This window comes from Aeromonas sp. 9A (assembly GCF_963900955.1).
In the GTDB taxonomy this organism is placed as follows: Bacteria; Pseudomonadota; Gammaproteobacteria; order Enterobacterales; family Aeromonadaceae; genus Aeromonas; species Aeromonas salmonicida.
The window spans coordinates 97,865-120,479 of record NZ_CAWRFG010000001.1 but is presented as its reverse complement, the minus strand read 5'-3'; the positions used below and the strand labels follow the sequence as shown (position 1 = coordinate 120,479).

Here is a 22,615-nt window from a genome sequence, read left to right as displayed (position 1 = left end):
AGGCAATGAACTTCAGCGGCTCAATGAATTGCTGAAATAAACTGTTCGACTTCTTATTGCTAAGAAATCGTCTTGGTCACTTCACCAGACATTGAAAATCAACAAAATTGTTTGATGTTCGATGCTGTGAGTGCCCACACAGATTGCTTGATTCAAATTGTTAAAGAGCGACGCAACAGTGTGTTGCTGCGGGAGTGGAATTCTACTCAACCGCCTTCTCGAGTCAAGCCTTATTTTCAAAGGCTTTTCGAGGCACCGACTGGCTTGTTTGCGTTGCCGCTTGCCCTGTCGATGGAGGCGCATTATAGGGAGTTGAATCTTTCTGGCAACCCCTTATCGGCAATAAAATTGCAAAAATCGGCACTTTTTTAGTTATTCATAACCAACCACAGCTTTTGTACAAACTTATCCACAGAAGCGAGTTCCGGATTGCTAGAATGGCCAAAAACAAGGAGACCAAGATGGACTTGCGACTGAGACCTTACAAAGGAAAACGCCCACAACTGGGTAAACGTGTATATGTGGATCCCTGCGCGACTCTGGTGGGGGATATAAATCTGGCGGAAGATGCCAGCATCTGGCCCATGGTGGCGGCGCGGGGGGATGTGAACCATATCCGCATCGGCGCCCGCAGCAATATTCAAGATGGCACTGTGTTGCACCTTACCCGCAAGAGTGCCAGCAATCCTGAAGGCTATCCGCTGTTAATCGGGGAAGATGTCACCGTCGGCCACAAGGCCATGCTGCACGGCTGCACCATAGGCAACCGTGTGCTGGTCGGCATGGGGGCCATCATCCTGGATGGGGTTGTGGTGGAAGATGACGTGATGATCGGGGCCGGCAGTCTGGTGCCGCCAGGCAAGCGACTCGAATCCGGATTCCTCTATATGGGCAACCCCGTCAAGCAAGTCCGCCCCCTCAAACCTGCCGAAGTCACATTTCTCAAGACCTCAGCCGACAACTATGTCCTGCTCAAGGACGAGTATCTGCAAGAGGCTTGAGCAGACCCCACAAACAGGAAGCCCGGCATGATGCCGGGCTTCTCTTCTTATTATAGCTATCTATATAGCAACAGAGTGCCGAAAGTTAATGGGCCTGATCCCAGTTGTCGCCCGTGCCTGCTTCGACTAGCAGCGGCACATGCAGTTCGGCAGCGGCCGACATCTTCTCCTTGATGATGGCTGTGTACTCCTCCAGCTTCTCTTCGCGGATCTCGAACACCAGTTCATCGTGTACCTGCATCAGCATGCGGATCGACTCATCCTCGATGCCGCAGATCCAGCCATCTACGTTGATCATGGCGCGCTTGATGATGTCGGCGGCCGTCCCCTGCATGGGGGCGTTGATCGCCGCCCGCTCGGCGCCCTTGCGCAGACCGGCGTTGCGGGACTTGATATCCGGCAGATAGAGACGACGGCCGAACAGGGTCTCGACATAACCCTGTGCTTCTGCCTGCTGGCGGGTACGCTCCATATACTCCAGCACACCCGGGTAACGTTCGAAGTAGAGGTCCATGTACTTCTGCGCCTCGGCGCGACCGATCCCCAGCTGTTTGGCCAGGCCAAAGGCGCTCATGCCATAAATGAGGCCGAAGTTGATCGCCTTGGCGCTGCGACGCATGTCGGTGGTAACCGCATCGAGCGCGACCCCGAACACCTCGGCGGCCGTCGCCTTGTGGATGTCCTTGCCCTCGGCAAACGCGGTCAGCAGCCCCTTGTCACCGGAGAGGTGCGCCATGATGCGCAGCTCGATCTGGGAGTAGTCTGCCGCCACCAGCTTGTAGCCGGCACTCGGGATGAAGGCCTGCCGGATCCGGCGACCCTGCTCGTTGCGCACCGGAATGTTTTGCAGGTTGGGATCAGAGGAGGACAAACGGCCGGTGGCCGCCACCGCCTGATGATAGGAGGTGTGTACCCGCCCGGTCTGGGGCTTGATCATCAGCGGCAGCTTGTCGGTATAAGTGGACTTGAGCTTGGCCAGAGTGCGGTGCTCCATCAGCAGGCGCGGCAACTCGTAGGTCTCCGCCAGCTCGGCCAGCACCTCTTCTGCGGTGGACGGCGCACCCTTCGGAGTCTTTTTGATGATCGGCAGGCCCAGCTTGGTGAAGAGGATCTCCCCCAGCTGCTTGGGCGAGGAGAGGTTGAACTCCTGCCCGGCCAGCTCATGGGCCTGACGCTCCAGTTCGGCCAGCCGCAGCTCTATCTCCTGGCTCTGCTGGTGCAGCAGCTTGGGATCGATAGTGGTGCCGAGCAATTCCATCCGCGCCAGTACCGGCAGCAGCGGCAGCTCGATTTCGCTGAATACCTGGCACAGGCCAGGCACGGCTTCCAGTTGGCCCCACAGGGTCTGGTGCAGACGCAGGGTGATATCAGCATCTTCCGCCGCATAGGGAGCTGCCTGCTCCAGCTCAATCTGGTTGAAGGTGAGCTGCTTGACCCCTTTGCCCGCTATATCTTCAAAAGAGGTGGTTTCGACCCCGAGATAGCGTTTGGCCAGCGAATCCATGTCGTGACGACTGGCGGTAGAGTTGAGCACGTAGGACTCGAGCATGGTGTCGTAGGCGATACCCTGCAGGTCGATGTCGTGGTTGAGCAACACGTTGCGATCGTACTTGAGGTTCTGACCCACCTTGAGCCGGGTCGGATCCTCCAGCAACGGCTTGAGCTTGCCCAGTACCACGGCCTCGGTCAGCTGCACCGGCGCCCCGAGATAGTCGTGACCGAACGGCACATAGGCCGCCTTGCCCGCTTCGACGGCGAAAGAAACGCCGACGATGCGCGCCTCCATGTAGTCGAGACTGGTGGTTTCGGTATCGAAGGCAAACAGCGGTGCCACTTTCAGCTGTTCCAGCCAGCCGTCAAACTCGGCTTCGTCCAGAATACAGCGGTAGTCGGTTTCGATGGCGGCAACCGGTGCAGCGCTGTCATCGCCAGCCTCTTTCTGTCCGGCACTCTCTTCGCCACCTGACTCCAGTTCCTTGATCAGGTTACGAAGCTCGTATTCACGGTAGACTGCCAGCAGGGACTCCTTGTCGATGGGGCCAAGCTGCAGCTCTTCCAGACTCTGTTCCAGCTCGACATCGGTCTTGATGGTCGCCAGTACATAGGAAAGGCGAACCTGCTCCTCCTGCTCACGGAACTTGTCGGCGAACGCCTTGGAGCCGCGGAAGCCGAGGCCCGCCACCTTGTCGAGGTTGGCTGCAATCTCGTCTATGCTGCCGATCCCCTGCAGCAGGGCCAGCGCTGTCTTCTCGCCGACACCCGTCATGCCGGGGATGTTGTCCACCTTGTCCCCCATCAGGGCCAGATAGTCGATGATGAGCTCGGGCGGCACGCCAAACTTCTCAATCACCCCTTCCCTGTCTGTCTTCACATCTTTCATGGTGTCGATCAGGGTGACGTGGTCGGAGACCAGCTGTGCCATGTCCTTGTCGCCGGTACTGATCAGCACAGGCAGCTGCTTCTCGGTGGCCTGGCGGGCAAGCGTGCCGATCACATCGTCGGCCTCGACGCCTTCGACCATCAAGAAGGGGAAGCCCATCGCCTTGATCATCTGGTGAATGGGGGCGACCTGGCTGCGCAGATCGTCCGGCATGCTGGCACGGGTAGCCTTGTACTCGGGATAGATGTCGTCACGGAAAGTCTTGCCCTTGGCGTCGAACACCACGGCCACATGGCAGTCAGGGTATTGCTTGCGCAGGCTGCGCATCATGTTGGCCATGACACGGACGGCACCGCTCGGCAAACCGGTCGATGTGCGCAGATCGGCCTGCTGGGAGGCGAAGAAGGCGCGGTAAAGATAAGAAGAGCCGTCGACCAGAATAAGGGGATTGCTAGGGGCCATGAAATCGTCCTGCCAGAGATAAACAGCCGCTAGGATGCCACAGGGCCCCCTTCACACCAAGGGGGCTAGCGCCACCATCAACAGGCCATTGAAAAGGGGCGCACTGTGGATAACTCTGTGTTCAAAAATGGGGCTCACTACGGACCACAGTGGCAAAGCTGTGCATAACAATATAAAAGTACATATAAAACAATACGATGAGATCGTAAAAACTGATCTTGAGACGGTTGAGATGATCTCGATCAATGTGGAAAAAGATTTAAGGGAGTAGATACGGCAGGATCGAAAACGAAACAATCCTAGCACAGCGGGATGACTTGACCAGCGGATGGCGAACGATAACCATACAAAAGTACAACAATCTATCCTGGCTCACATTTTCAACAACGAGGGGTTTGCCATGAAAAAAGTGGCCGTGATTTTGAGTGGCTGTGGCGTCTTTGATGGTGCCGAAATCCATGAGGCCGTCATCAGTTTGCTGGCGCTGGCCCGCCAGGGTGCGACTACCCAATGCTTCGCTCCAAACGTGGCGCAGCTCCATGTTATCAACCACCTGACCGGTGACGTGAGCGAGGGGGAAAGCCGCAACGTGCTGGTTGAAGCCGCTCGCATCTGTCGCGGTCAGATCAGAGATGTGGCAGAGCTGGATGCGGCCGATTACGACGCGTTGCTGGTGCCCGGCGGCTTTGGTGCCGCCAAGAACCTGTGCGACTTCGCCATCAAGGGAGCCGAGTGCCAAATTCAGCCGGATGTCCTCAAAGCCTGCCAGAGCTTTGCCAATGCCAACAAGCCGGCAGCCTATATCTGCATCGCGCCCGCCATGATACCGCTCATCTATGGCGCCGGCACTCTGGCGACCATTGGCCATGACGAAGGCACCGCCAATGCCATGGAGGCCATGGGGGGCAGCCATCTCAACTGCCCGGTCAACGAGTTCGTGGTGGATCAGGAGCGCAAGGTGATCTCCACCCCCGCCTACATGCTGGCCAACAACATTGTGGAAGCGGCAGATGGCATAGAGAAGACGGTCAAGCAGCTGCTGGCGCTGTAATCCCCACTCCGCCACAAACAAACGGGCCGCTCATGGAGCGGCCTGTTTTCAATCTTGCAGCTGGCTGCCGATTAGATGGATTCGCCCATCTGCTCCATCTTGCCCAGCAGGGCACGCAAGCGCTCCTGCCATGCCACGTGCTCGTTGCGCAGCAGATGGTTCTCGTCTTGCAGCTTGCTGTTTTGCTCCTTCAGTTCGTCCAGCTCCATCTTCAGCAGGGAGATGTTGTCGACGGCGGATTGTACTTTGGATTCGAGTTGCTCAAGGACTTCTAGTGACATATGCATACCTGTATGTTCAATTGCGATGCCCCACAGAGGGCGATTCAAGCGCGTAAAGCCAGCATACCCCGAGCACATCGGCACAAACAAGCCAGCGCGCTGTAAAATGCGCCTTCCATAGATGTATTGTCTAAATATGCGTCTATTTTTCTCGCATCCTGCGCCCAGGCCGATACAAGAGCCTCATAACCAGCAGGCAACGCCCTGCCAATCCAGTCACCACGGGCATGTTGCCGGGCACTTCCCCCCAGTTATGCCTTCATCCGTGCAGCGCCACATAAGCCCCCAACAGCAAGCAGGCGACCCCGTACATCAGCAGGCCATAGAGCAGGTTCCAGCGCAGGATCATCCCCGCACTCAGGTTGTAGCGCGATGCCAATGCCAGGTTGGAGCCGGAGAGCGGGCTGGTCCCGGTCGCAAGTCCCCATCCCAGCAAAAAACACATGCCGAGCAGGCTGGGGTCCGGTGACAAGGGCCACAGCAGCGGCGCCAGCCCGGAGATGCTGATGAGCGGATGCACACCGACGATGGCCACCAGCAAGATCAACAGCAACGTCAGGGATGACTCGAGCCAGCCGAAGTGGTTGAAGAGTGGCAGCCCGTGCTCACCGCCAAGTTGGAGCACAGACAGAGCGCTGTTGATGCCGGCTGCCAGCAAACCGGCCCCCAGAAACAGCACCAGCTGGCCACCGATGGCAGGGAAACGCTCCACCACCTGCCGCTTGAGGGCGGCGCCTCGCCCGGCTCTGGGCATGAACAGCAGCGCCAGCAGCGGTGCCACCAGGGCGATCACGGCCAGAATGCCAAGCGCTGGCCAGATCTGCTTGATCAGCAGCACCAGCAGCGCCAAGGCCACCGGCAGCCCCAGGGTCTGCAGTCGAAGCGGATAGCCGGCAAAATCCTGTACGCCGAGTCGCTCCACCTGCCATGCGGTCAGCCCCATGGCCAGCAGAGCCGCAATCACGCCAAACGGCATTATGCTGGAGAGCTGCAGACCCGGCGCGTACGTGAGCGCCACTGCCATGGCGACGAAGAAGGGGGACCAGAAAGCCGCCGCACAGAAGATCCGGCTTAGCACCATTACCTGACGCCGCTCCAGGGTGCCGTTACGTTCCAACCGATCGCCGATGATGAACAGCACAGAAAGATTGATGACGGATCCCAGCAGATTGAGGCTGGCCATGGTGCTCCACAGCCCCTTGCGACCGGACCAGGAGGCAGTACCGGTCAGCAGGCCGGACGTTGCCAGGTTGAGGGTGCTCACGGCGGCAAACATGGTGAGCATATTGATGTTGGGCAACAGCCAGTCGCCCGGATTGAGGCTGGCCCCCCGCCACCATGAGAAGATCAGCAGCAAGAGGGCTGCACCATACAGAGCAAGGGCCTGTCGTCTGGCAGCCCCCACCAGCCAGGGCCAGGTGAGGAGCGATGCCCCCCAGGCGGCGATGGCCGCCGGCCAGGGGGAGAATCCCAGATAGAGGTGCAGCAGGTTGAGCAGCCACATCCCCAGGATCAGGTAACCTGACCAGCGCTTGGCCATCGAATCGTCTCGGTCAGGGGATCAGAGACACTGATCCATATCCAGCGAAGGCTTGTCGCACTCCGGGCGGCCCACTATCTTGGCCGGTACGCCGGCGACAGTAGTGTGCGGCGGCACAGGGTTGATCACCACGCTGCCGGCACCTATCTTGGCGCCCATCCCCACTTCGATATTGCCGAGCACCTTGGCGCCCGCCCCTATCATGACCCCTTCGCGGATCTTGGGATGGCGATCGCCGCTCTCCTTGCCGGTCCCTCCCAGGGTCACGCTCTGCAGGATGGAGACATCGTCTTCAATCACAGCGGTTTCACCGACCACTATGCCGGTGGCATGGTCAAACATGATGCCCTTGCCGATCCGCGCAGCCGGGTGCACGTCGACTCCGAATACCACCGAAATCTGGTTTTGCAGGTAGAGCGCCAGCGAGCGACGACCCTGGCGCCACAGCCAGTTGGCAACCCTATACCCCTGCAGGGCATGGAAACCCTTGAGGTAGAGCAGCGGGGTGGAGAAGAGATCGACCGCCGGGTCGCGCTCCTGCACGGCGCAGATATCTGCCGCCACCATTGCCAGCAACTCGGGCTCGCTGCGCAGGGCCAGCTCGATCACCTCACGCAGGGCGATGGCGGGCATGGTGGCGCTGTCGAGCTTGTTGGCCAGCTGGAAGCTGAGAGCCGAACGCAGGTTCTTGTGATTGAGAATCGTGGAGTGAAAGAAGCTGGCCAGCATGGGCTCTTCGGTTGCCATGCATGCCGCTTCTCGCTCAATTTTTTGCCAGGTTCTGGCAACCAGATCATCCATGTTGCAGCCTACTGTTGTTCTGATGGAGTGCCTTGCTGTTCCTTGTGCACCACAGAGATGGGGTCCATATGAATGATGACATCCATGCGTTCAAATTCCTGACGCACCGCCAGTTCGGCTTCATCGGCAATCTGATGGGCCTTGACCAGAGGGAGCTGATCGTCCAGTTCCAGATGCAACTGAACGAAACGGGTCGGACCGGATTGGCGGGTACGCAGATCATGCACCCCGTGGACACCTTCGACTTCACAGCAGAGGGCCATTATTCTCGCTTGTTCTTCGGCTGGCAACTGACGATCGAGCAGCGCCTGCACAGACTCATAGCCGATATGGATGGCGCCCCACAGCAGGAACAGACCGATCAGGATGGCAAACAGGCCATCGGCCCAGAACCAGCCCCGCCCCGCCAGCACCAGCGCCAGCAAGACGCCGGCATTGAGCAGCAGATCGGAGCGGTAGTGCATCATGTCGGCCTTGATGGCCACGCTGTTGGTCTTGCGGATGACAAAACCCTGGAAGCTGACCAGCAGCAGGGTCAGCACTATGGAGCCGCCGCTGACCCAGATACCCGCTTCGAGTCGAAGAATGGGGGCCTGATTGAGCAGGGAGGAGATGCCGTGCATCACCAGCAGCAGGGCCGACCCAGAGATGAAAGCGGACTGAATGAGACCCGCCAGCGATTCCGCCTTGCCGTGGCCGAAGCGGTGCTCATCATCGGCCGGTGCCAGCGCATAGCGAATGGCCAGCAGGTTGATGATGGAGGCACTGACATCCATGAAGGAGTCGGTGAGCGACGCCAGCAGACTTGAGGAATCGGTCATGAGCCAGGCGATCAGCTTGCCGGTGATCAGCAGGGTGGCGGTGGTGACGGCGGCCATACTGGCCAGCGTCACCCAGCGGGAATATTGTTGATGGCTCAAAACCGGCTTTCCTCTTGCGGTTAAAAAACTATTATACCCTGACCCCTGCGTCACTTTGGCGCGAAAAATCAGCGGAATGACCCTAGATGCACAAAATACTCCTGGTCGACGACGATCTCGAGCTGACTCAGCTGCTCACCGAAATTCTGACCCTGGAAGGCTTCCAGGTGACTGTCGCCGAGGATGGCGAAGAGGGGTTGCTGCGGCTGGCCGAGCAGGACTTCAACCTGGTGCTGCTGGACGTGATGATGCCCAGGCTCAACGGCTTCGCCATGCTGGCAAAGCTGCGTGAGACCCACGACACCCCGGTGCTGATGCTGACTGCGCGGGGCGACAGCCAGGACAGGGTCAACGGGCTGGAGGCGGGCGCCGATGATTACCTTGCCAAACCCTTTGATGACAGAGAATTGCTGGCCCGGATCCGCGCCATACTGCGCCGGACCCAGAGTGCGCAACCCCAGCGTGGCGGTACTTCCGAAGAGATCCGCTTCATGGATCTGGTGCTGCAACCGGGCTTGCAGCAAGCCAGTAGCGGCGAACAGCTGCTGGAGCTCACCGCCACCGAATTCGGGTTGCTGGAGTGTCTGCTGCGCAATCCCGGCCAGATCGTCAGCAAGAGCCAGCTCTCGGAGCTGGTGCTCGGCAAGAAGCTGGAACCCTTCGATCGCGCCATCGACATGCACCTGAGCAACCTGCGCAAGAAACTGCCGGAACGCGCCGATGGTCAGCCGCGGTTCAAAACCGTGCGGGGACGCGGCTACCTCTGGCTGGAACAGGCATGAAAACGGCTCGCTCCCTCAATGGCCTCTCCACCCAGATTTTCCTTTGGTTCTGGTTCATGTTGCTGGTCGTGGTCGCCGCTGTCGTGATACTGCCGACCCTGGATCCCCGCAACATAATCCCGTTACCCGCCCACGAGATGGTGCGGATGAACAACAACCTGAAAGCCCTTCAGCGGGGTGCCGACCCCAATCAGGATTTCGATCTGGCCAAGGCCATAGAGGCTGCTGGTCTGTTGCCTGTGGACAATATCTACCTGCGCGACGAGAAGGGACAGATGCAATCCAGCACGCGGCTCAGCAAGTTCGTCGTCCGCTTCATGGTCGACTCGGACAACCCGGCCAAACCCATGCTGGGCAGCGAGCACCAGAGAGCCATCGCCGGTCCCTTCGAGATGGAGCACCACGGTCAGACCTATCACGTCTACTTCGGCCTCAATGTCGAAAACTCCTATCTGTTCCTGTTTATCCAGATCCTGGATCACCCGATCCAGATCCTGGGGATCGCCATGCTGGTCAGTACACCGCTCTGCCTGTTGCTGGCCTGGCGACTGACTCGTCCCATACTGCAGTTGCAGCGATCAGTCTCCCAGTTGGCGGAGGGCAACCTGGAAGTACAGATCCCCAATCTGGGGCGGCGTGACGAGATTGGCCAGCTGGCGGATCACGTCAGCCACATGGTCGACACGCTCAAGAGCATGCTCCAGAAGCAGAAGCAGCTGCTGTCCGACATATCCCACGAGCTGCGCAGCCCCCTCACCCGTATCCAGCTGGCGCAGGCGCTGATCCGCCGCAAGCAGGGCGACAGCAACGAGCTGGCACGGATAGAGTCGGAGATTGGACGACTGGACAAGCTGATCGGCGACCTGCTCGACCTGTCACGGGTACAGCAGCATGTGGAGGCACCTGTGGTGATGCCGTTGGCCGAACTGCTGGAGCCCATGCTGGACGACGCCATGTTCGAAGCCAACCAGAGCGGCAAGCAACTCCGGCTGCCGCCACTGCCGACCGAGTCGATCAGGATGTGGCCCGAGCTGCTGGCACGGGCGCTGGAAAATCCCCTGCGCAACGCACTCAAGTACGCTCACAAGTTCATCAAACTGGATTGGTATCGGGAAGGAAGGGAGTGGGTCATCACCATCCGTGATGATGGCCCGGGTGTGCCGGTGGCGCAACAGGAGCAGCTGTTCCTGCCCTTCTTTCGGGTGGATGATGCCCGCAACGCCAAGACCGGCGGCACCGGGCTGGGGCTGGCGATCGCCTCGGAGGCAATCCAGCGCCATGGCGGCACCATTCGCGCCAGTTGCAATCAGCCCACCGGGCTGACGATCACCATACGTCTGCCTATTGGCTGAGCCATCTCTTTTCATCCAGGCGGGCGCTGGGTATGCTGGCGCCCTTTTCCGCCCCATCTCGGCCCGCATCAGGATCCCGCCATGCTCGATATCGTGCTCTACCAACCGGAAATCCCGCCCAACACCGGCAACATCATCCGCCTCTGCGCCAACACCGGCTACCGGCTGCATCTGATAGAACCGCTGGGGTTCGAGTGGGATGACAAGCGGGTGAAGCGGGCCGGGCTCGATTATCACGAGTTTGCCGAGGTGAAACGCTGGCCGAGCTATGAGGCATTTCTGGCTGCCGTTGCTCCCGAGCGGGTATTTGCCTGCACCACCAAGGGCAGTACCGCCCATTCTGCAGCGCAGTTCGCGCCCGGTGATGCCCTGCTGTTCGGCCCGGAGAGCCGAGGTCTGCCACTGGAGATCATAGAGAGCCTGCCGTTCGAACAGCGGCTGCGCATCCCCATGTTGCCCCAGAGCCGCAGCATGAATCTCTCCAATGCGGTGGCGGTATTCGTGTACGAGAGCTGGCGCCAGCTGGGTTATGAGGGCTCGCTCTGAGCCTGACTCACCCCATGGGGTGAATGCAACAGGCGGCCATCATGTTCCAGTTGCCAGCACAGATACCCCAGTGTCAGACCTCGGCCCGCCATCAGGGCGCCCATGGCGGCCCACAAGGCGGCAACGCCCCAGCCCTGACAGAGCCACCAGACCGGGAAGAAGCCGCAAAACGCCGCTACCAGCATGCTGTTACGCATCTCCCGGGCACGGGTAGCGCCAATGAAGACCCCATCCAGCAGGAAGCACCAGACCGCCAGTAACGGCATCAGGATCAGCCAGGGCAACTGGCGGTTTGCCTCGGCGATCACCGCCGGTATGTCGGTAATATGGGCGATGAGCTGGCTGCCGCCCGCCGCAAACAGCAGGCTGAAACCAATCGCTATGATCAGCGCCCAGCCAAGGTTCAAGACAATGGCTTCGCGCAGCGCCTGCCGATCCCGCCGGCCAATGGCGCGGCCCACCATGGCCTCCACCGCATAGGCAAAGCCATCCATCCCGTAGGAGATGAGCATCAGAAAGTTGAGCAGCACCGCATTGGCGGCCACTGCCACATCCCCCAAACGCGCCCCCTGCAAGGTCATGAAGGCAAAGCAGAGCTGCAGGCAGAGGGAGCGGATGAAAATATCCCGATTCAGGCTGAGCAATCTCAACAGCGCGGGCCACTGACGCCAGCGTTGCCAGGCCCCCTGCCACACCTCGGGCGAGAGGCGGCGCAGATGGCGGCTCACCAGCCAGAGCCCGACCCCCAGGGCGCTGTAATCTGCCAGCAGAGAGGCGGCGGCCACTCCCTTCACCTGCCAGCCCAGCCCCAGTACGAACCAGGTATCCAGCGCCATGTTGATCAGGTTGGTGAAGATCAGCAACAGCATGGGGCTGCGGGCATCCTGCATGCCCAGCAACCAGCCCATGATCACCAGATTGCAGAGCGCCGCAGGCGCACTCCAGATCCGTACCGACACATACTCGCTGGCATAAACCTGCACCTCGGCTGACCCGCCACTGAGTGCAATCAGCACGGGCAACAGGGGCAGCAGCAAGAGCAAGAGCAGCACGCCCAGCCCGACGGCGAGACCGAGCGCCCGCGCCAGGGTGTCGAGCTGGTCACCTGGACTACCGGCGCCATGAGCCTGGGCGGTCAGCCCTGTGGTGGACATGCGCAGGAAACCGAGCAGCCAGAAGATGAGATTGATGAGGGTCGCCCCGACCGAGACGCCTCCCAAAAACCAGGCCTGACCGAGCTGGCCTATCACCCAGGTATCCACCAGCCCCAGCAATGGGGTAGTGATATTGGAGAGCACCATGGGCAATGCCAGGGCAAACACGGCCCCATGGCGCCGCCTGTCTGTCAACCAGGACGGGATCAGCATGAGAGCAGCCACTCATCCGGCATCATTCGCCCTCCAGTCGCACTATTTTGGCGAAATCGGAGACCAGGGTTTCCATGACAACATGGGGTACTCGCCCCTCGCTCATCTGGGGGCGGAACACGGCTTCCAGCTTGCCTTCCGGATTGATCAGCACTATGGAGGCGGAGTGGTCGATCAGGTAATTCTTCTCTCCCTGTTCGGCAATGGAGTAGATGAGGCCCAGGTTGCGCACAAACGGGAACAACTTCTCGTGGGGGCCGGTTGCCGCCTTGAACTCGGGATGGAAGAAAGCGGTATAGGTCTTGAGGCGAGTGATGTCATCGCGCTGCGGATCCGCCGAAATGAACACCACCTGGCTGTCCGGTGCAATCTTCTTCAGCGCCGGATAGACGGAGCGCAGATCCGCCAGCGTGGTCGGGCAGATATCCGGGCAGAAGGTATAGCCGACAAACAGAAAGGTCCAGTGTCCCACCAGACTGGCTGGAACGAAGGGCTGCCCCTCCTCGTCGGTAAAGGCAAACGGATTGATGTCCCGCCCCGCCGGATAATAGTCGGCCTGCTCGGGCAGGGAGGGCCGGCTCCAGTGGAATGCAGCCATCATGCCCCCGACCAGCAGCAGGAACAGCAAGGGATAACGCGGTTTAACCATAACAACAGACCTTTTCACTGCGACATGCCCGCAGAGTGGGCACGAATGGATGGCCCATTGTAACCCAGCCCATCGCGCTCCGGGTTATCCCTTGCACCGGATGCCGCTTGGGTCAAAAGAGGCTCCCATAATCACTGGTCAGCCGGCCGAGGTCATAAAACAACAGCCCCACCATCAAAGTGGGGCTGTGAGACAAGGGCCAGGAAACATCAGGGTTGTTGTCTGCGCCGCTCATGGGCGCGCTTTGTCAAGGCTCGCAGCGGTATGACGGGAGCCGTCCAGGGAAGATCCGTTTGTCCCGTGTCGCTATGACGGTGAAACAGACGCACCAGGCGGACTATCTTGTCTTTGGGGCAGCCAAGCCAGACAGTCCAGCAGGCACCCTTGTGATGTACCCAGAGAGCATAGAAGCGGGTCATCCGGTTACCCTTGATGAAACGGGTGATGGAAGAAGCGGGCGATGCCAGACCCGGATCCCATGGCGAGCTTGAAGCCATACCTGTCCTCCTTGACCAACAGGTCACGCCGGTCAGCATCGACAGCCCCCTTGGGTGGCCAGATCGATGACTGCCGCGTGTCGACTGCGCAGGTGTGCCTTTATCCTCCAGACGGCAGATGCCGCCGGTGCAATGCTGGCCACCCTCCCTTCTATTCCGCGAACGCCTCCATCAACTGGGCTGGTAGCGCCCTTGCTGTCCGGCGCGCCGCCTGAGGCTGTTGTTATGCATCCCTGCTGACCTTGATTCCTGCCACCTGCCAAGTGGGAGAGGATCGTCTTGTCGAGCATTCGGGGGCAGATCAAGCAAGTGACTGCCTTAGCCAAGGATATATCTGAAATGAGCCGGATGCGGACGGGCGCGACAGACAAAAATCACGGGTATCAGGATCTGATTGAAATCATGGGGAAAGGGGTACAGAAGCGAGACGGCCTCCCGAGGGAGGCCGTGCTGTTACATCCAGTCGGCGTTGCGGATCACGCCGACGGCCAGTCCCTCTATGGTGAGCTGCTGGCAGGAGAGATCAACCGCGATGGGTTCAAGCTCTTCATTTTCAGGCAGCAGCCACACCTGGCTGCCCTTGCGCTGGAAGCGCTTGACGGTGACGTCTTCGTCGAGACGTGCTACCACCACCTGGCCGTTGCGCACTTCCTGGGTTTTGTGGACAGCCAGCAGGTCGCCATCCAGGATGCCGATGTTCTTCATGCTCATGCCTTGCACCCGCAGCAGGAAATCTGCCCGCGGATGGAACAGGGCGGGATCCACCTGATAGTGGCTCTCGATATGCTCCTGAGCCAGTATGGGTTCACCGGCAGCGACCTTGCCGATCAGAGGCAGGCCGGTCTCTTCCAGCACGGCTTCCTCTTCAATCAGCAGGCGGATGCCACGAGAGGTCCCCGGCATGATCTCGATGACCCCTTTTTTGGCCAGGGCCTTCAGATGTTCTTCGGCCGCATTGGCCGACTTGAAACCAAGCTTCTGGGCAATCTCGGCACGAGTCGGCGGCATGCCGGTCTCGCTCATATTCACCTTGATCAGTTCCAGCACTTCGGCCTGGCGTGGGGTTAGGGGTTTCATAACATTGGCACCTGTTTTTTTATACAGCACACTGGCAGTATATACAGTGCAGTGGCCAAGGCAAGGCGCGGCTGACATTTGTCGCGGCCAACCCCTTATTTGCCATGGTTTTACGGCTGTGCAGCCGACTCATCGTACCTCTCGGCGACAAGCAGCCGGTGATTTGTTATGCTCACGCCGCATTTTTTTGGAGAGCAGACGCACATGTCCCTTGGACAGAAGATTTCCAGAGCCATCTTGCAATGGCCGGTCAGTGGCTTGGTCAATCACAAGAGCCTGCCGGAAAATCCCATCACAGAGCTCAAGCTGGATCCAGCCAGACCCATAGTCTATGCCCTGAAAACCAGCTCGATCACCGACCTGATGACACTGCAACAGTGCTGTGAGGATCTCGGCCTGCCTGGTCCCTTCACCCCGCTGGAGCTGAACGGCCAGTTGCTGCCGCGCTATGTCTGTCTGGACCGCCCGCCTCCCCTGTTCGGCAAGCGCAGCAAACCGCTGCCTTTCTTGCAGGAGTTCCACCAGCTGCTGGATCTGCACAAGCAGGATCCGGCACTGGATATCCAGGTGGTGCCCGTCACCCTGTTCTGGGGCCGCGCCCCCGGCCGGGAAGGGGAAGAGGCCTCCGGCTGGAACATCATCAGCAGCCTGGCACCGAACCGCCTCAAGAAGGCGCTGATCGTGATCCTCAAGGGCCGCGAGAACCTGGTGCGCTTCTCTCCGCCGCTCTCCCTGCGTCAAATGGCGGACAAGCACGGCACCGACGAGGCTATCGCCCACAAGCTGGCGCGGGTGGCCCGCACCCACTTCAGCCGCCAGCAGCTGGCGGCCACCGGCCCCAAGCTGCCGAACCGCAGCCTGCTGTTCAGGCAGTTGCTGGATTCCAGCGTGATCCAGCATGCCATAGAAGAGGAGGCGCAGCGCGAGGGCATCAGCCTGGAGAAAGCGCAAAAGCGCGCCCACGGTTACATGGACGAGATCGCCTCCGATTTCTCCTACCGGCTGATCCGCCTCAGTGAAAGCTTCCTCGGCTGGCTGTGGAACAAGCTCTATCGCGGCCTTTCGGTCAACGGCGCCGAGAAGGTACGCCAGCTGGCGCAAGAAGGGCACGAGATCGTCTATATGCCCTGCCATCGCAGCCACATGGACTACCTGCTGCTCTCCTACGTCATCTACCACCAGGGGATGGTGCCGCCCCACATAGCGGCGGGCATCAACCTCAACTTCTGGCCGGCGGGCCCCATCTTCCGTCATGGCGGCGCCTTCTTCATCCGCCGCACCTTCAAGGGCAACCCGCTCTACAGCACTGTATTTCGCGAATACCTCAACCTGCTGTTTGCCAAGGGCTATTCGGTGGAGTTCTTTACCGAGGGTGGGCGCTCCCGCACCGGTCGTCTGCTGCCACCCAAAACCGGCATGCTGGCGATGACACTGCAGGCCATGATGCGCGGGCTGGACAGACCCGTGACCCTGGTGCCCGTCTATCTGGGCTACGAGCACGTGATGGAGGTGAATACCTATCACAACGAGCTCAAGGGCAGCCGCAAGGAGAAAGAGAGCTTCCTGCAGGTGCTCGGCATACTGCGCAAGCTGCGCAACTATGGCCGCGGCTTCGTCAACTTCGGCGAACCCCTGACCCTCAACAGCTACCTCAATGAACATGTGCCCGAGTGGAAGGACCACATAGGTCAGGAGGAGCGCCCAGAGTGGATGGCACCCACAGTCACCCGGCTGGCCGAGCTGCTGATGACCCGCATCAACGCTGCCGCCGCCGTCAATGGCCTGACCCTGAGCGCGCTGGCACTGCTGGCCGCCGAACGCCACGCCCTGACTCGCGATGAACTGCAGGCACAGCTCAACACCTATCTGGACCTGCTCAAGCAGGTGCCCTACAGCCCCCAGAGCACAATCCCGGCTGAGGATGCCAAGACACTGCTGGATCAGGCGATGGAGCTCAACAAGTTCGAGGTGAGCGAGGACAAGCTGGGCCAGATCATCAGCCTGGACCGCTATCAGGCGATCCTGCTGACCTACTACCGCAACAACATACTGCACCTGTTTGCATTGCCATCCCTGGTGGCGGCCCTGATCGAGCGCTGCGAGGGGATATCCCGCAGCGAGATCGTCGCCCGCTGCATCGACATCTATCCGCTGCTCAAGACGGAGCTGTTCCTCCACTACGAAGAGGATGAGCTGCCGGAGCTGGTCGATGCCCTGCTGGCCGAACTGCAACGCCAGCAACTGGTCGAGGCGCGCGATGGCGGCTACTGGGTCAATCCGGGCAACCAGATGCGCCTGCTGCTGCTGGCCGAGAGCATTCAGGAGACGCTGCAACGCTACGCCATAGTGTTGACCCGGGTGCTGGCCCAGCCCTATGTCGAGGCGGAGCAGCTGGAGGCGGACGGCCTGATGATGGCGGAGCGCCTCGGCACCCTGCACGGCATCAATGCCCCCGAGTTTTTCGACCAGAAGCTGTTCAGCACCCTGATCCACACCCTGCGCAAGGAGGGCTACCTCTCTTCCGAGTGCAAACCGGATCTGGGCCGCTTCCAGGCGCTGGCCGACAACATAGTGCCGCTGCTGAGCAACAAGATCCGCCGCACCATACAGGCGGGCAACCGGCTCTGACAGAGACCGGAAACAAAGAAGGCCGCATCATGCGGCCTTCTTTTTATCCTGACATTCATCACGGCAACAGGTAGTTGAGCACCAGGCCGATGAATACCAGCGCCCCCGCATAGTTGTTGTTGAGAAACGCCTGGAAGCAGGCCTCCCGCTGCCGCTCCCGGATCAGCCGCTGCTGGTAGACAAACAGGGCCGCAGCCCCCAACAGCCCCCAGTAATACCAAGCCCCCAGCCCCATCAACTGGCCGACCGCCAGCAGGATCAGCAGGGTTGCCAGCTGCAACACGCCGATGATCCGCTTGTCGTGGCGACCAAACAGAATCGCGCTCGATTTCAAGCCGAGCTTGAGGTCATCATCCCTGTCCACCATGGCGTACTGGGTGTCGTAGGCGATGGTCCACAGCAGATTGGCGAGGAATACCAGCCAGGCCACCAGCGGCAAGGCGTTGGCCTGAGCCGCATAGGCCATGGGGATAGACCAGGAGAAGGCCATGCCGAGCACCAGTTGCGGGATCGGAATATAGCGCTTCATGAAGGGGTAGCAGACCGCCAGCAGCAAGGCCGCGAACGACAGCGCTATGGTGAGGGAGTTCATGGTCAGCACCAGTGCGAACGAGATGAGCGCCAGCACGGCGAACAGCGCCAGCACCTCCCGCGGCTTGACCTTGCCCATGGGCAGTGGCCGACCGGCGGTGCGTTTCACATGGCCATCGAAGTTGCGATCCGCATAGTCGTTGATGACACAACCGGCCGAGCGCATCAGAAACACGCCCACCACAAACACCAGCAGGGTCCAGAGATCCGGCAGGCCGCCGGCCGCCAGCCAGAGCGCCCACAGGGTCGGCCACAGCAGCAGCAGGGTCCCGATAGGCTTGTCGATGCGGGCCAGCTGCACATAGGCCAGTCCCCGCTCCTTGGTTAACAGATTCACTCCAGCTCCTTGTTGCATGACAGAGAGGGCAAGAAGAGTTCATGGACCAACAGTGGCCATTGCCCTAGAAACAGACGGGAACGACGTCCCCAGACGGTGGCGGCCGGGCACCAGGGATTGCTCGCAATCTCGAAACAGGCCAGTTGCAGGTGATCGCGACGGGCTGGCTCGTCACCGAAGATACGCTCGCCCAGGGGCTGCTCACCCAGCTCGCCCAGCCCGCTCTCTTGCAGGGCGGCTTCGGCAAACAGGGTCCAGCCCAGCACAGCCGGCCCCCGATCACCGTGCAGTATCACCTCGCGGCACAAGCCCATGGGTTGCTCGGCGGCCACCAGCTGCTGTTCATCGGCGCAGAGGGTGACACTGCGATTGCCCAGCAGCTGCACCGAGAAGTGGCGATTGTGGTGACGCAGACGCCGGGTCATGGAATCGGCCTCCAGCAACCAGGGCCGCAATGCCTCGGGCAGCTCGCACTCTGCGGGAACCCGCCACGGCGCTAGCTGGATAAGGGGAACAGTCAACTCGGACTTCACGGCTTCACCATCCGGAGATTTACGTTATCAGGTTAAAATCCGGTTTATTATCCGTAAATCATTCGAGAATTGTAAGAACATCCGTGCTTGACGGCCCCGATGGCAACATCAAAAATGGGGTACCTGCCGCTGATGAGCCATCTATATGAAGATCTTCAAAATTCTGCTGCTGTTGTTACTGAGCTGTGGCTCCCTGCATGTGCAGGCCTCGTCCGAAGAGGAACCGTCCGCAGAGGGCGCCGACGCCGCTGCCAAGCCCGGCTTTTCCTACCACGCCCTCGATCCCGACATCATCACCAACTACATCAGCGACGGCAAGACTCTCGGCTATATCCGGATCACGGTCGAGCTGATGGCCGAGAATGAGAGCGACCTCAAACTGCTGGAACAGCACGACCCCCTGATCCGCGACGCCATCATACGTCTGATGGGCAGCAAGACCGCCGAGCAGGTCAAATCGCTGGTAAACCGTGAGGAGCTGCGCAAGGAGTGCCAGACCCAGGTCAACGAGCTGCTGGTAAAAGAAACCGGCAAGAAGGCGGTACGCGAGCTCATCTTCACCAAGTTCCTCTACCAGTAACAGATACAAGCCTTAAGCGAGGGCCACGCCAAGGTGGCCCTGTCGCTGTTTTCGAAATGAAAAGTGATTACACTAGGCCCCCACCGAGTTGTCGAGGTAGTCGTTATGGGCAACAAAACCCTGTGTGAATGGCGCCGCAGCGAGATCCCCGCCGATCTCAAGACACTGCGCAAAATCGTGCGCAAACCCAAGTTTGTCTGTGGCAAGTGTGCTCGCAGCGCCAATGACAAAAGCTATCTGTGTCAGCCGCTGCGGTTGAAAGAGGAGTAAGACTGGACATCCCCACCACGTGACCGGCTATTGATCGGTCCAGCCCTGACGCCCCTGCTCGAACAATCTGCGCGCCTGCCCGTCATTGGGGCAAACCCCACGGTATTCACTGCCGGAACGCCCGGCCAGATAGAGGTGTTCAGGCCGGCAATACCAGGCCAGTCCCTTTTGGCGTCCCTGTTTCCATAGCTCGACATCCACCTTCTTGCCGCACAGGTCCTGATGAAACGCGACCCGTTCCGTGGTGAAGCCCAGCTTGCCATCTGCCTCCCCCACCTCGCTCCATACCTTCTCGCACGGATCATCGTTGGAGGCACAGCCTCCCAGCAGGGCAGCAAACAGTATGATGGTGAGTCTCATAGTCATCCTTGAGTGTCGTTTGGGCAGTTCATTCTAGTCAGCCTGATGGCGGCGACCAAGGGATCATCCCCATTCCTGTGAGCCACACAAAAAATCAGGCGGGCCCCAAGGCCCGCCTGTTCTCTCAATGCGTGGATTACTGATCGTCGAGAGGGTCATCATCCTGCCAGCTCTCGTCTTCCCATTCATCCAGCTCTTCTTCCCAGGATTCCGGTTCCCATTCATCATCGAGATCGTAATCCGGCTTGTGTCCACCCATGCTCATTCTCCTTGGATAGTGCACCCGCCCTCAAAGTCTATCCAGAAAAATGGGGCTCGCCAGTCAAGGCTGGATCAAAGTTTGACCAGAGTGCGACCCGCGATCCGGCCTTGCGTGATGGCCTCGGCAGCCGCCACCACCTGCTCCAGTGCTATCTCGGTCACCGCCTGTTCGAAGAAGCGGGCGGGCAGATCCCGCGCCAGTCGCTGCCACGCCAACTGGCGGCGCGCCAGCGGGCACATCACAGAGTCGACCCCTTGCAACCGCACGTTGCGCAGGATGAACGGCATGACAGTGGCCTTCAGATCGAAACCGCCAGCCAGCCCGCAGGCGGCCACGGCACCACCATAGTTCATCTGGGTCAGCAGCTTGGCCAGCACCTGACTGCCGACGGTATCGACCGCCCCGGCCCACAGCTGCTTCTCCAGCGGTTTGGCAGGCTCCAGCAGCTCGCCGCGCGGCACTATGCGGCTGGCACCAAGCGCCATCAGCATATCCCCCTGCTCCTCGGGGCGACCGGTCAGGGCCGCGACTTGATAACCCAGTGCGGCCAGCAGAGCCACTGCGGTGGAACCCACGCCGCCCGCCGCGCCCGTCACCAGGATTTCACCGCTGTCGGGGGTGATGCCCGCCTCCTCCAGCGCCAGCACGCAAAGCATGGCGGTGAGACCGGCGGTACCGATACACATGGCCTGGCGCTCATCCAGCCCGGCGGGCAGCGGCACCAGCCAGTCGGCCTTGACCCTTGCCTGCTCGGCCATGCCGCCCCAGTGTCCTTCCCCCACGCCCCAACCGGTCAGCACGACTTTGTCGCCGACCTGATAGCGGCTGTCGGCCGATTCCAGTACGGTACCGGCAAAATCGATGCCGGGCACCAGCGGCCACTGACGCACTATCTTGCCCTTGCCGGTGATGGCCAGCCCATCCTTGTAGTTGAGGGAGCTGTAGCTCACCGCCACCCGCACCTCGCCTGCCGGCAACTGGCTCTCGGCCAGCCGGGTCAGAGTCGCAGCAGTCTTGCCGTCTTGATTTTCCAGTAACAGAGCCTTGAACATGGTTGCCTCTTTGATGAAGTGTGAAACGGGGATCAACTGCTTTGACGCTTCTGCAGTTGAAAATCCAGGGTCAGGGCCGTGCCCATGACAGGTTCGCCAGCCAGCTGGCGCAAGATAAGCTCGGCCGCCTCCTGCCCCATTTTGCGATAGGGGATCCGGACCGAAGTGAGCGCCGGATAGCAGGCGCGCGCCACATCCAGATCGTCGAATCCGGCGATGGCGAGCTTGCCAGGCACGCTCAGGTGACGACGCTGGCACTCGAACAGCACCCCAGCCGCCAGCTCGTCGTTGACGCACACCAGTGCATCCAGCTCGGGCCAGCGCAACAAAAATTCACCCAGCATGGCGGCCCCTGTGCTGAAACTCGGCAGCTCAGAGGTGTTGATGATGGCATCGGGGGAGAGGTAGTTGTCCAGCAGTGCCTTCTGCCAGCCCTGCATGCGCTGTTGCAGCATCCACTGTTCCTGGCGGGCACAAAGAAAGCCGATGTTGCGATAGCCGCGCTCGATGAGATGCCGGGTCAGCTGATAACCGGCATCGAAGTTGGAGACCCCCACGTTCATGTCGACAGGGTTGCGCGCCATGGCGCCCACCTCCACGACCGGCAGGCGGGATGCTTTCAGGCGGGCACAGATGGTCTCACCGGGATCGCCACCAAACAGCACAACGGCAGCCGGGTTGTGCTGCAAAAAGCTGGTCAGCAGGCTCTCTTCCTGCTGCTTCAGGTGCTGGGCATCCCCCAGCATTATCTGGTAGCCCTCATCGAGCAGGGTCTGCTGCAGCCCGGCGATCACGTCGCCGCAACCGCGCTCGGTCAGGCTGGGCACTATCACCACTATGGTCTGGGACGTAGCGGAGGCGAGCGCACCCGCCGCCCGGTTTGGAATGTAGCCGAGTTCATCCACGGCGGCATCGATGCGCTCGCGCATCTTGTCTGACACCAGCTCGGGGGTGCGCAGGGCACGGGACACCGTCATGGCACCCACTCCGGCCAGCTGGGCCACATCGTTGAGGGTCACCCGACCCGTGCTACGGCGCTTCTTCGCTTCTGACATCCCTTCCCTTCCTCGACATACGGGTGCTCACTTTAAGGCAAAAGTGCGGCACTGACTATTTGCTCAAACCGGATTTTACCCCCTTTGAGCGAGTGACGGGGCAAGATGAATCCCACTCATGGCATAAATGATAGCGCTATCACAATTTCATGTTAGCGCTATCTGGTAGCGCTAACTTTCGAGATCAGGCTCACAGTTATCGCGGGGCAAGATCGCTAGATTGGCGCCATCTCATCCAGCC

Annotated in this window: 24 protein-coding genes; 9 read left to right on the top strand and 15 right to left on the bottom strand. The window is 60.2% G+C overall.

Translation table 11 applies throughout. The features are described from left to right. The first annotated feature begins 72 nt into the window (after positions 1 to 72). A complete protein-coding gene (locus AACX78_RS00565; protein ID WP_159165099.1) occupies positions 73 to 372 on the top strand; it encodes a hypothetical protein in 300 nt (99 codons plus the stop codon). Positions 373 to 461: 89 nt separating this feature from the next. Further along, complete coding sequence (locus AACX78_RS00560) at positions 462 to 1,001, top strand: gamma carbonic anhydrase family protein (protein ID WP_159165098.1); 540 nt, start codon at positions 462 to 464, stop codon at positions 999 to 1,001. An 85-nt stretch (positions 1,002 to 1,086) separates the two neighbouring features. On the opposite strand, the gene polA is transcribed toward AACX78_RS00560, so the two are convergent. Continuing rightward, positions 1,087 to 3,843: a DNA polymerase I gene (gene polA / locus AACX78_RS00555; RefSeq protein WP_159165097.1), complete on the bottom strand. Its 2,757-nt coding sequence runs from the start codon at positions 3,841 to 3,843 to the stop codon at positions 1,087 to 1,089. A 400-nt stretch (positions 3,844 to 4,243) separates the two neighbouring features. Between polA and elbB the strand changes: the two genes are divergently transcribed. After that, entirely contained in the window at positions 4,244 to 4,894 is a 651-nt protein-coding gene (gene elbB, locus AACX78_RS00550) for an isoprenoid biosynthesis glyoxalase ElbB (protein ID WP_005321205.1), read from the top strand. A gap of 71 nt (positions 4,895 to 4,965) precedes the next feature. Here elbB and AACX78_RS00545 read toward each other — a convergent pair whose 3' ends face one another. The 4 genes from AACX78_RS00545 to fieF all read right to left on the bottom strand — a co-directional run bounded on the left by AACX78_RS00545 (position 4,966) and on the right by fieF (position 8,436). After that, entirely contained in the window at positions 4,966 to 5,175 is a 210-nt protein-coding gene (locus tag AACX78_RS00545; RefSeq protein WP_011899225.1) for a cell division protein ZapB, read from the bottom strand. A gap of 259 nt (positions 5,176 to 5,434) precedes the next feature. After that, positions 5,435 to 6,715, bottom strand: coding sequence for a hypothetical protein (locus AACX78_RS00540; protein WP_159165096.1), 1,281 nt, complete (start codon positions 6,713 to 6,715; stop codon positions 5,435 to 5,437). A 21-nt stretch (positions 6,716 to 6,736) separates the two neighbouring features. Beyond that, on the bottom strand, positions 6,737 to 7,516 hold the full coding sequence (cysE, locus tag AACX78_RS00535) for a serine O-acetyltransferase (RefSeq protein ID WP_011899226.1): 780 nt from the start codon (positions 7,514 to 7,516) through the stop codon (positions 6,737 to 6,739). A gap of 8 nt (positions 7,517 to 7,524) precedes the next feature. After that, positions 7,525 to 8,436, bottom strand: coding sequence for a cation efflux pump FieF (gene fieF, locus AACX78_RS00530; RefSeq protein WP_005321213.1), 912 nt, complete (start codon positions 8,434 to 8,436; stop codon positions 7,525 to 7,527). Between the two features lie 86 nt (positions 8,437 to 8,522). Here fieF and AACX78_RS00525 point away from each other — a divergent pair, with 86 nt between their 5' ends. The 3 genes from AACX78_RS00525 to trmL all read left to right on the top strand — a co-directional run bounded on the left by AACX78_RS00525 (position 8,523) and on the right by trmL (position 11,116). Then, complete coding sequence (locus tag AACX78_RS00525; RefSeq protein ID WP_159165095.1) at positions 8,523 to 9,218, top strand: response regulator; 696 nt, start codon at positions 8,523 to 8,525, stop codon at positions 9,216 to 9,218. After that, positions 9,215 to 10,570, top strand: coding sequence for an ATP-binding protein (locus AACX78_RS00520; protein ID WP_159165094.1), 1,356 nt, complete (start codon positions 9,215 to 9,217; stop codon positions 10,568 to 10,570). The genes AACX78_RS00525 and AACX78_RS00520 overlap by 4 nt, the downstream gene beginning before the upstream one ends. Before the next feature lie 81 nt (positions 10,571 to 10,651). After that, positions 10,652 to 11,116: a tRNA (uridine(34)/cytosine(34)/5-carboxymethylaminomethyluridine(34)-2'-O)-methyltransferase TrmL gene (trmL, locus tag AACX78_RS00515; protein WP_005321220.1), complete on the top strand. Its 465-nt coding sequence runs from the start codon at positions 10,652 to 10,654 to the stop codon at positions 11,114 to 11,116. Here the strand turns inward: trmL and AACX78_RS00510 are convergent. The 4 genes from AACX78_RS00510 to lexA form a co-directional block, all read right to left on the bottom strand. After that, positions 11,098 to 12,483: an MATE family efflux transporter gene (locus AACX78_RS00510; RefSeq protein WP_159167411.1), complete on the bottom strand. Its 1,386-nt coding sequence runs from the start codon at positions 12,481 to 12,483 to the stop codon at positions 11,098 to 11,100. The two genes, trmL and AACX78_RS00510, sit on opposite strands and share 19 nt — an antisense overlap. 22 nt (positions 12,484 to 12,505) lie before the next feature. Further along, positions 12,506 to 13,132, bottom strand: coding sequence for an SCO family protein (locus AACX78_RS00505; protein ID WP_159165093.1), 627 nt, complete (start codon positions 13,130 to 13,132; stop codon positions 12,506 to 12,508). Between the two features lie 209 nt (positions 13,133 to 13,341). After that, positions 13,342 to 13,629, bottom strand: a complete 288-nt coding sequence (locus AACX78_RS00500; protein ID WP_005321232.1) for a hypothetical protein — start codon at positions 13,627 to 13,629, stop codon at positions 13,342 to 13,344. 453 nt (positions 13,630 to 14,082) lie between these two features. Continuing rightward, on the bottom strand, positions 14,083 to 14,706 hold the full coding sequence (gene lexA, locus AACX78_RS00495; RefSeq protein WP_005321237.1) for a transcriptional repressor LexA: 624 nt from the start codon (positions 14,704 to 14,706) through the stop codon (positions 14,083 to 14,085). Between the two features lie 204 nt (positions 14,707 to 14,910). On the opposite strand from lexA, the gene plsB reads away from it, so the two are divergent. Further along, positions 14,911 to 17,334, top strand: coding sequence for a glycerol-3-phosphate 1-O-acyltransferase PlsB (gene plsB / locus AACX78_RS00490; RefSeq protein WP_159165092.1), 2,424 nt, complete (start codon positions 14,911 to 14,913; stop codon positions 17,332 to 17,334). A 58-nt stretch (positions 17,335 to 17,392) separates the two neighbouring features. Here plsB and ubiA read toward each other — a convergent pair whose 3' ends face one another. Then, entirely contained in the window at positions 17,393 to 18,262 is an 870-nt protein-coding gene (gene ubiA, locus AACX78_RS00485; RefSeq protein WP_005321240.1) for a 4-hydroxybenzoate octaprenyltransferase, read from the bottom strand. Continuing rightward, the gene (locus AACX78_RS00480) at positions 18,259 to 18,795 is read right to left on the bottom strand and encodes a chorismate--pyruvate lyase family protein (protein ID WP_159165091.1); all 537 of its coding nucleotides are present in this window, start codon (positions 18,793 to 18,795) and stop codon (positions 18,259 to 18,261) included. Before AACX78_RS00480 ends, ubiA begins: the two co-directional genes overlap by 4 nt. Before the next feature lie 145 nt (positions 18,796 to 18,940). Between AACX78_RS00480 and AACX78_RS00475 the strand changes: the two genes are divergently transcribed. Both AACX78_RS00475 and AACX78_RS00470 read left to right on the top strand, forming a co-directional pair. Beyond that, a complete protein-coding gene (locus AACX78_RS00475) occupies positions 18,941 to 19,375 on the top strand; it encodes a flagellar basal body-associated protein FliL (protein ID WP_099991351.1) in 435 nt (144 codons plus the stop codon). Positions 19,376 to 19,480: 105 nt separating this feature from the next. After that, a complete protein-coding gene (locus AACX78_RS00470) occupies positions 19,481 to 19,645 on the top strand; it encodes a hypothetical protein (protein ID WP_021140706.1) in 165 nt (54 codons plus the stop codon). A gap of 27 nt (positions 19,646 to 19,672) precedes the next feature. On the opposite strand, the gene AACX78_RS00465 is transcribed toward AACX78_RS00470, so the two are convergent. From AACX78_RS00465 to AACX78_RS00450, 4 genes are all read right to left on the bottom strand, one after another. Next, positions 19,673 to 20,005 carry a DUF2799 domain-containing protein gene (locus AACX78_RS00465; RefSeq protein ID WP_021140705.1) on the bottom strand — a complete coding sequence of 111 codons (333 nt, stop codon included), beginning with the start codon at positions 20,003 to 20,005 and terminating at the stop codon, positions 19,673 to 19,675. A gap of 136 nt (positions 20,006 to 20,141) precedes the next feature. Continuing rightward, positions 20,142 to 20,264 carry a hypothetical protein gene (locus AACX78_RS00460; RefSeq protein WP_111589670.1) on the bottom strand — a complete coding sequence of 41 codons (123 nt, stop codon included), beginning with the start codon at positions 20,262 to 20,264 and terminating at the stop codon, positions 20,142 to 20,144. Positions 20,265 to 20,338: 74 nt separating this feature from the next. Beyond that, positions 20,339 to 21,319 (bottom strand): acrylyl-CoA reductase (NADPH), encoded by a 981-nt coding sequence (gene acuI, locus AACX78_RS00455; RefSeq protein ID WP_159165090.1) that lies wholly within the window; start codon positions 21,317 to 21,319, stop codon positions 20,339 to 20,341. 32 nt (positions 21,320 to 21,351) lie between these two features. Further along, positions 21,352 to 22,374, bottom strand: coding sequence for a LacI family DNA-binding transcriptional regulator (locus AACX78_RS00450; protein WP_159165089.1), 1,023 nt, complete (start codon positions 22,372 to 22,374; stop codon positions 21,352 to 21,354). Positions 22,375 to 22,615 lie beyond the last annotated feature (241 nt).

Coding starts and splice junctions, on each gene's coding strand:
- lexA (WP_005321237.1), bottom strand. CDS start 14,706: ATGAAACCCCTAACCCCACGCCAGGCCGAAGTGCTGGAACTGATCAAG.
- AACX78_RS00505 (WP_159165093.1), bottom strand. CDS start 13,132: ATGGTTAAACCGCGTTATCCCTTGCTGTTCCTGCTGCTGGTCGGGGGC.
- AACX78_RS00500 (WP_005321232.1), bottom strand. CDS start 13,629: ATGGCTTCAAGCTCGCCATGGGATCCGGGTCTGGCATCGCCCGCTTCT.
- plsB (WP_159165092.1), top strand. CDS start 14,911: ATGTCCCTTGGACAGAAGATTTCCAGAGCCATCTTGCAATGGCCGGTC.
- polA (WP_159165097.1), bottom strand. CDS start 3,843: ATGGCCCCTAGCAATCCCCTTATTCTGGTCGACGGCTCTTCTTATCTT.
- AACX78_RS00520 (WP_159165094.1), top strand. CDS start 9,215: ATGAAAACGGCTCGCTCCCTCAATGGCCTCTCCACCCAGATTTTCCTT.
- AACX78_RS00475 (WP_099991351.1), top strand. CDS start 18,941: ATGAAGATCTTCAAAATTCTGCTGCTGTTGTTACTGAGCTGTGGCTCC.
- AACX78_RS00525 (WP_159165095.1), top strand. CDS start 8,523: ATGCACAAAATACTCCTGGTCGACGACGATCTCGAGCTGACTCAGCTG.
- acuI (WP_159165090.1), bottom strand. CDS start 21,319: ATGTTCAAGGCTCTGTTACTGGAAAATCAAGACGGCAAGACTGCTGCG.
- cysE (WP_011899226.1), bottom strand. CDS start 7,516: ATGGATGATCTGGTTGCCAGAACCTGGCAAAAAATTGAGCGAGAAGCG.
- AACX78_RS00510 (WP_159167411.1), bottom strand. CDS start 12,483: ATGCTGATCCCGTCCTGGTTGACAGACAGGCGGCGCCATGGGGCCGTG.
- AACX78_RS00450 (WP_159165089.1), bottom strand. CDS start 22,374: ATGTCAGAAGCGAAGAAGCGCCGTAGCACGGGTCGGGTGACCCTCAAC.
- AACX78_RS00460 (WP_111589670.1), bottom strand. CDS start 20,264: ATGGGTGGACACAAGCCGGATTACGATCTCGATGATGAATGGGAACCG.
- AACX78_RS00560 (WP_159165098.1), top strand. CDS start 462: ATGGACTTGCGACTGAGACCTTACAAAGGAAAACGCCCACAACTGGGT.
- trmL (WP_005321220.1), top strand. CDS start 10,652: ATGCTCGATATCGTGCTCTACCAACCGGAAATCCCGCCCAACACCGGC.
- AACX78_RS00545 (WP_011899225.1), bottom strand. CDS start 5,175: ATGTCACTAGAAGTCCTTGAGCAACTCGAATCCAAAGTACAATCCGCC.
- elbB (WP_005321205.1), top strand. CDS start 4,244: ATGAAAAAAGTGGCCGTGATTTTGAGTGGCTGTGGCGTCTTTGATGGT.
- AACX78_RS00540 (WP_159165096.1), bottom strand. CDS start 6,715: ATGGCCAAGCGCTGGTCAGGTTACCTGATCCTGGGGATGTGGCTGCTC.
- AACX78_RS00465 (WP_021140705.1), bottom strand. CDS start 20,005: ATGAGACTCACCATCATACTGTTTGCTGCCCTGCTGGGAGGCTGTGCC.
- AACX78_RS00470 (WP_021140706.1), top strand. CDS start 19,481: ATGGGCAACAAAACCCTGTGTGAATGGCGCCGCAGCGAGATCCCCGCC.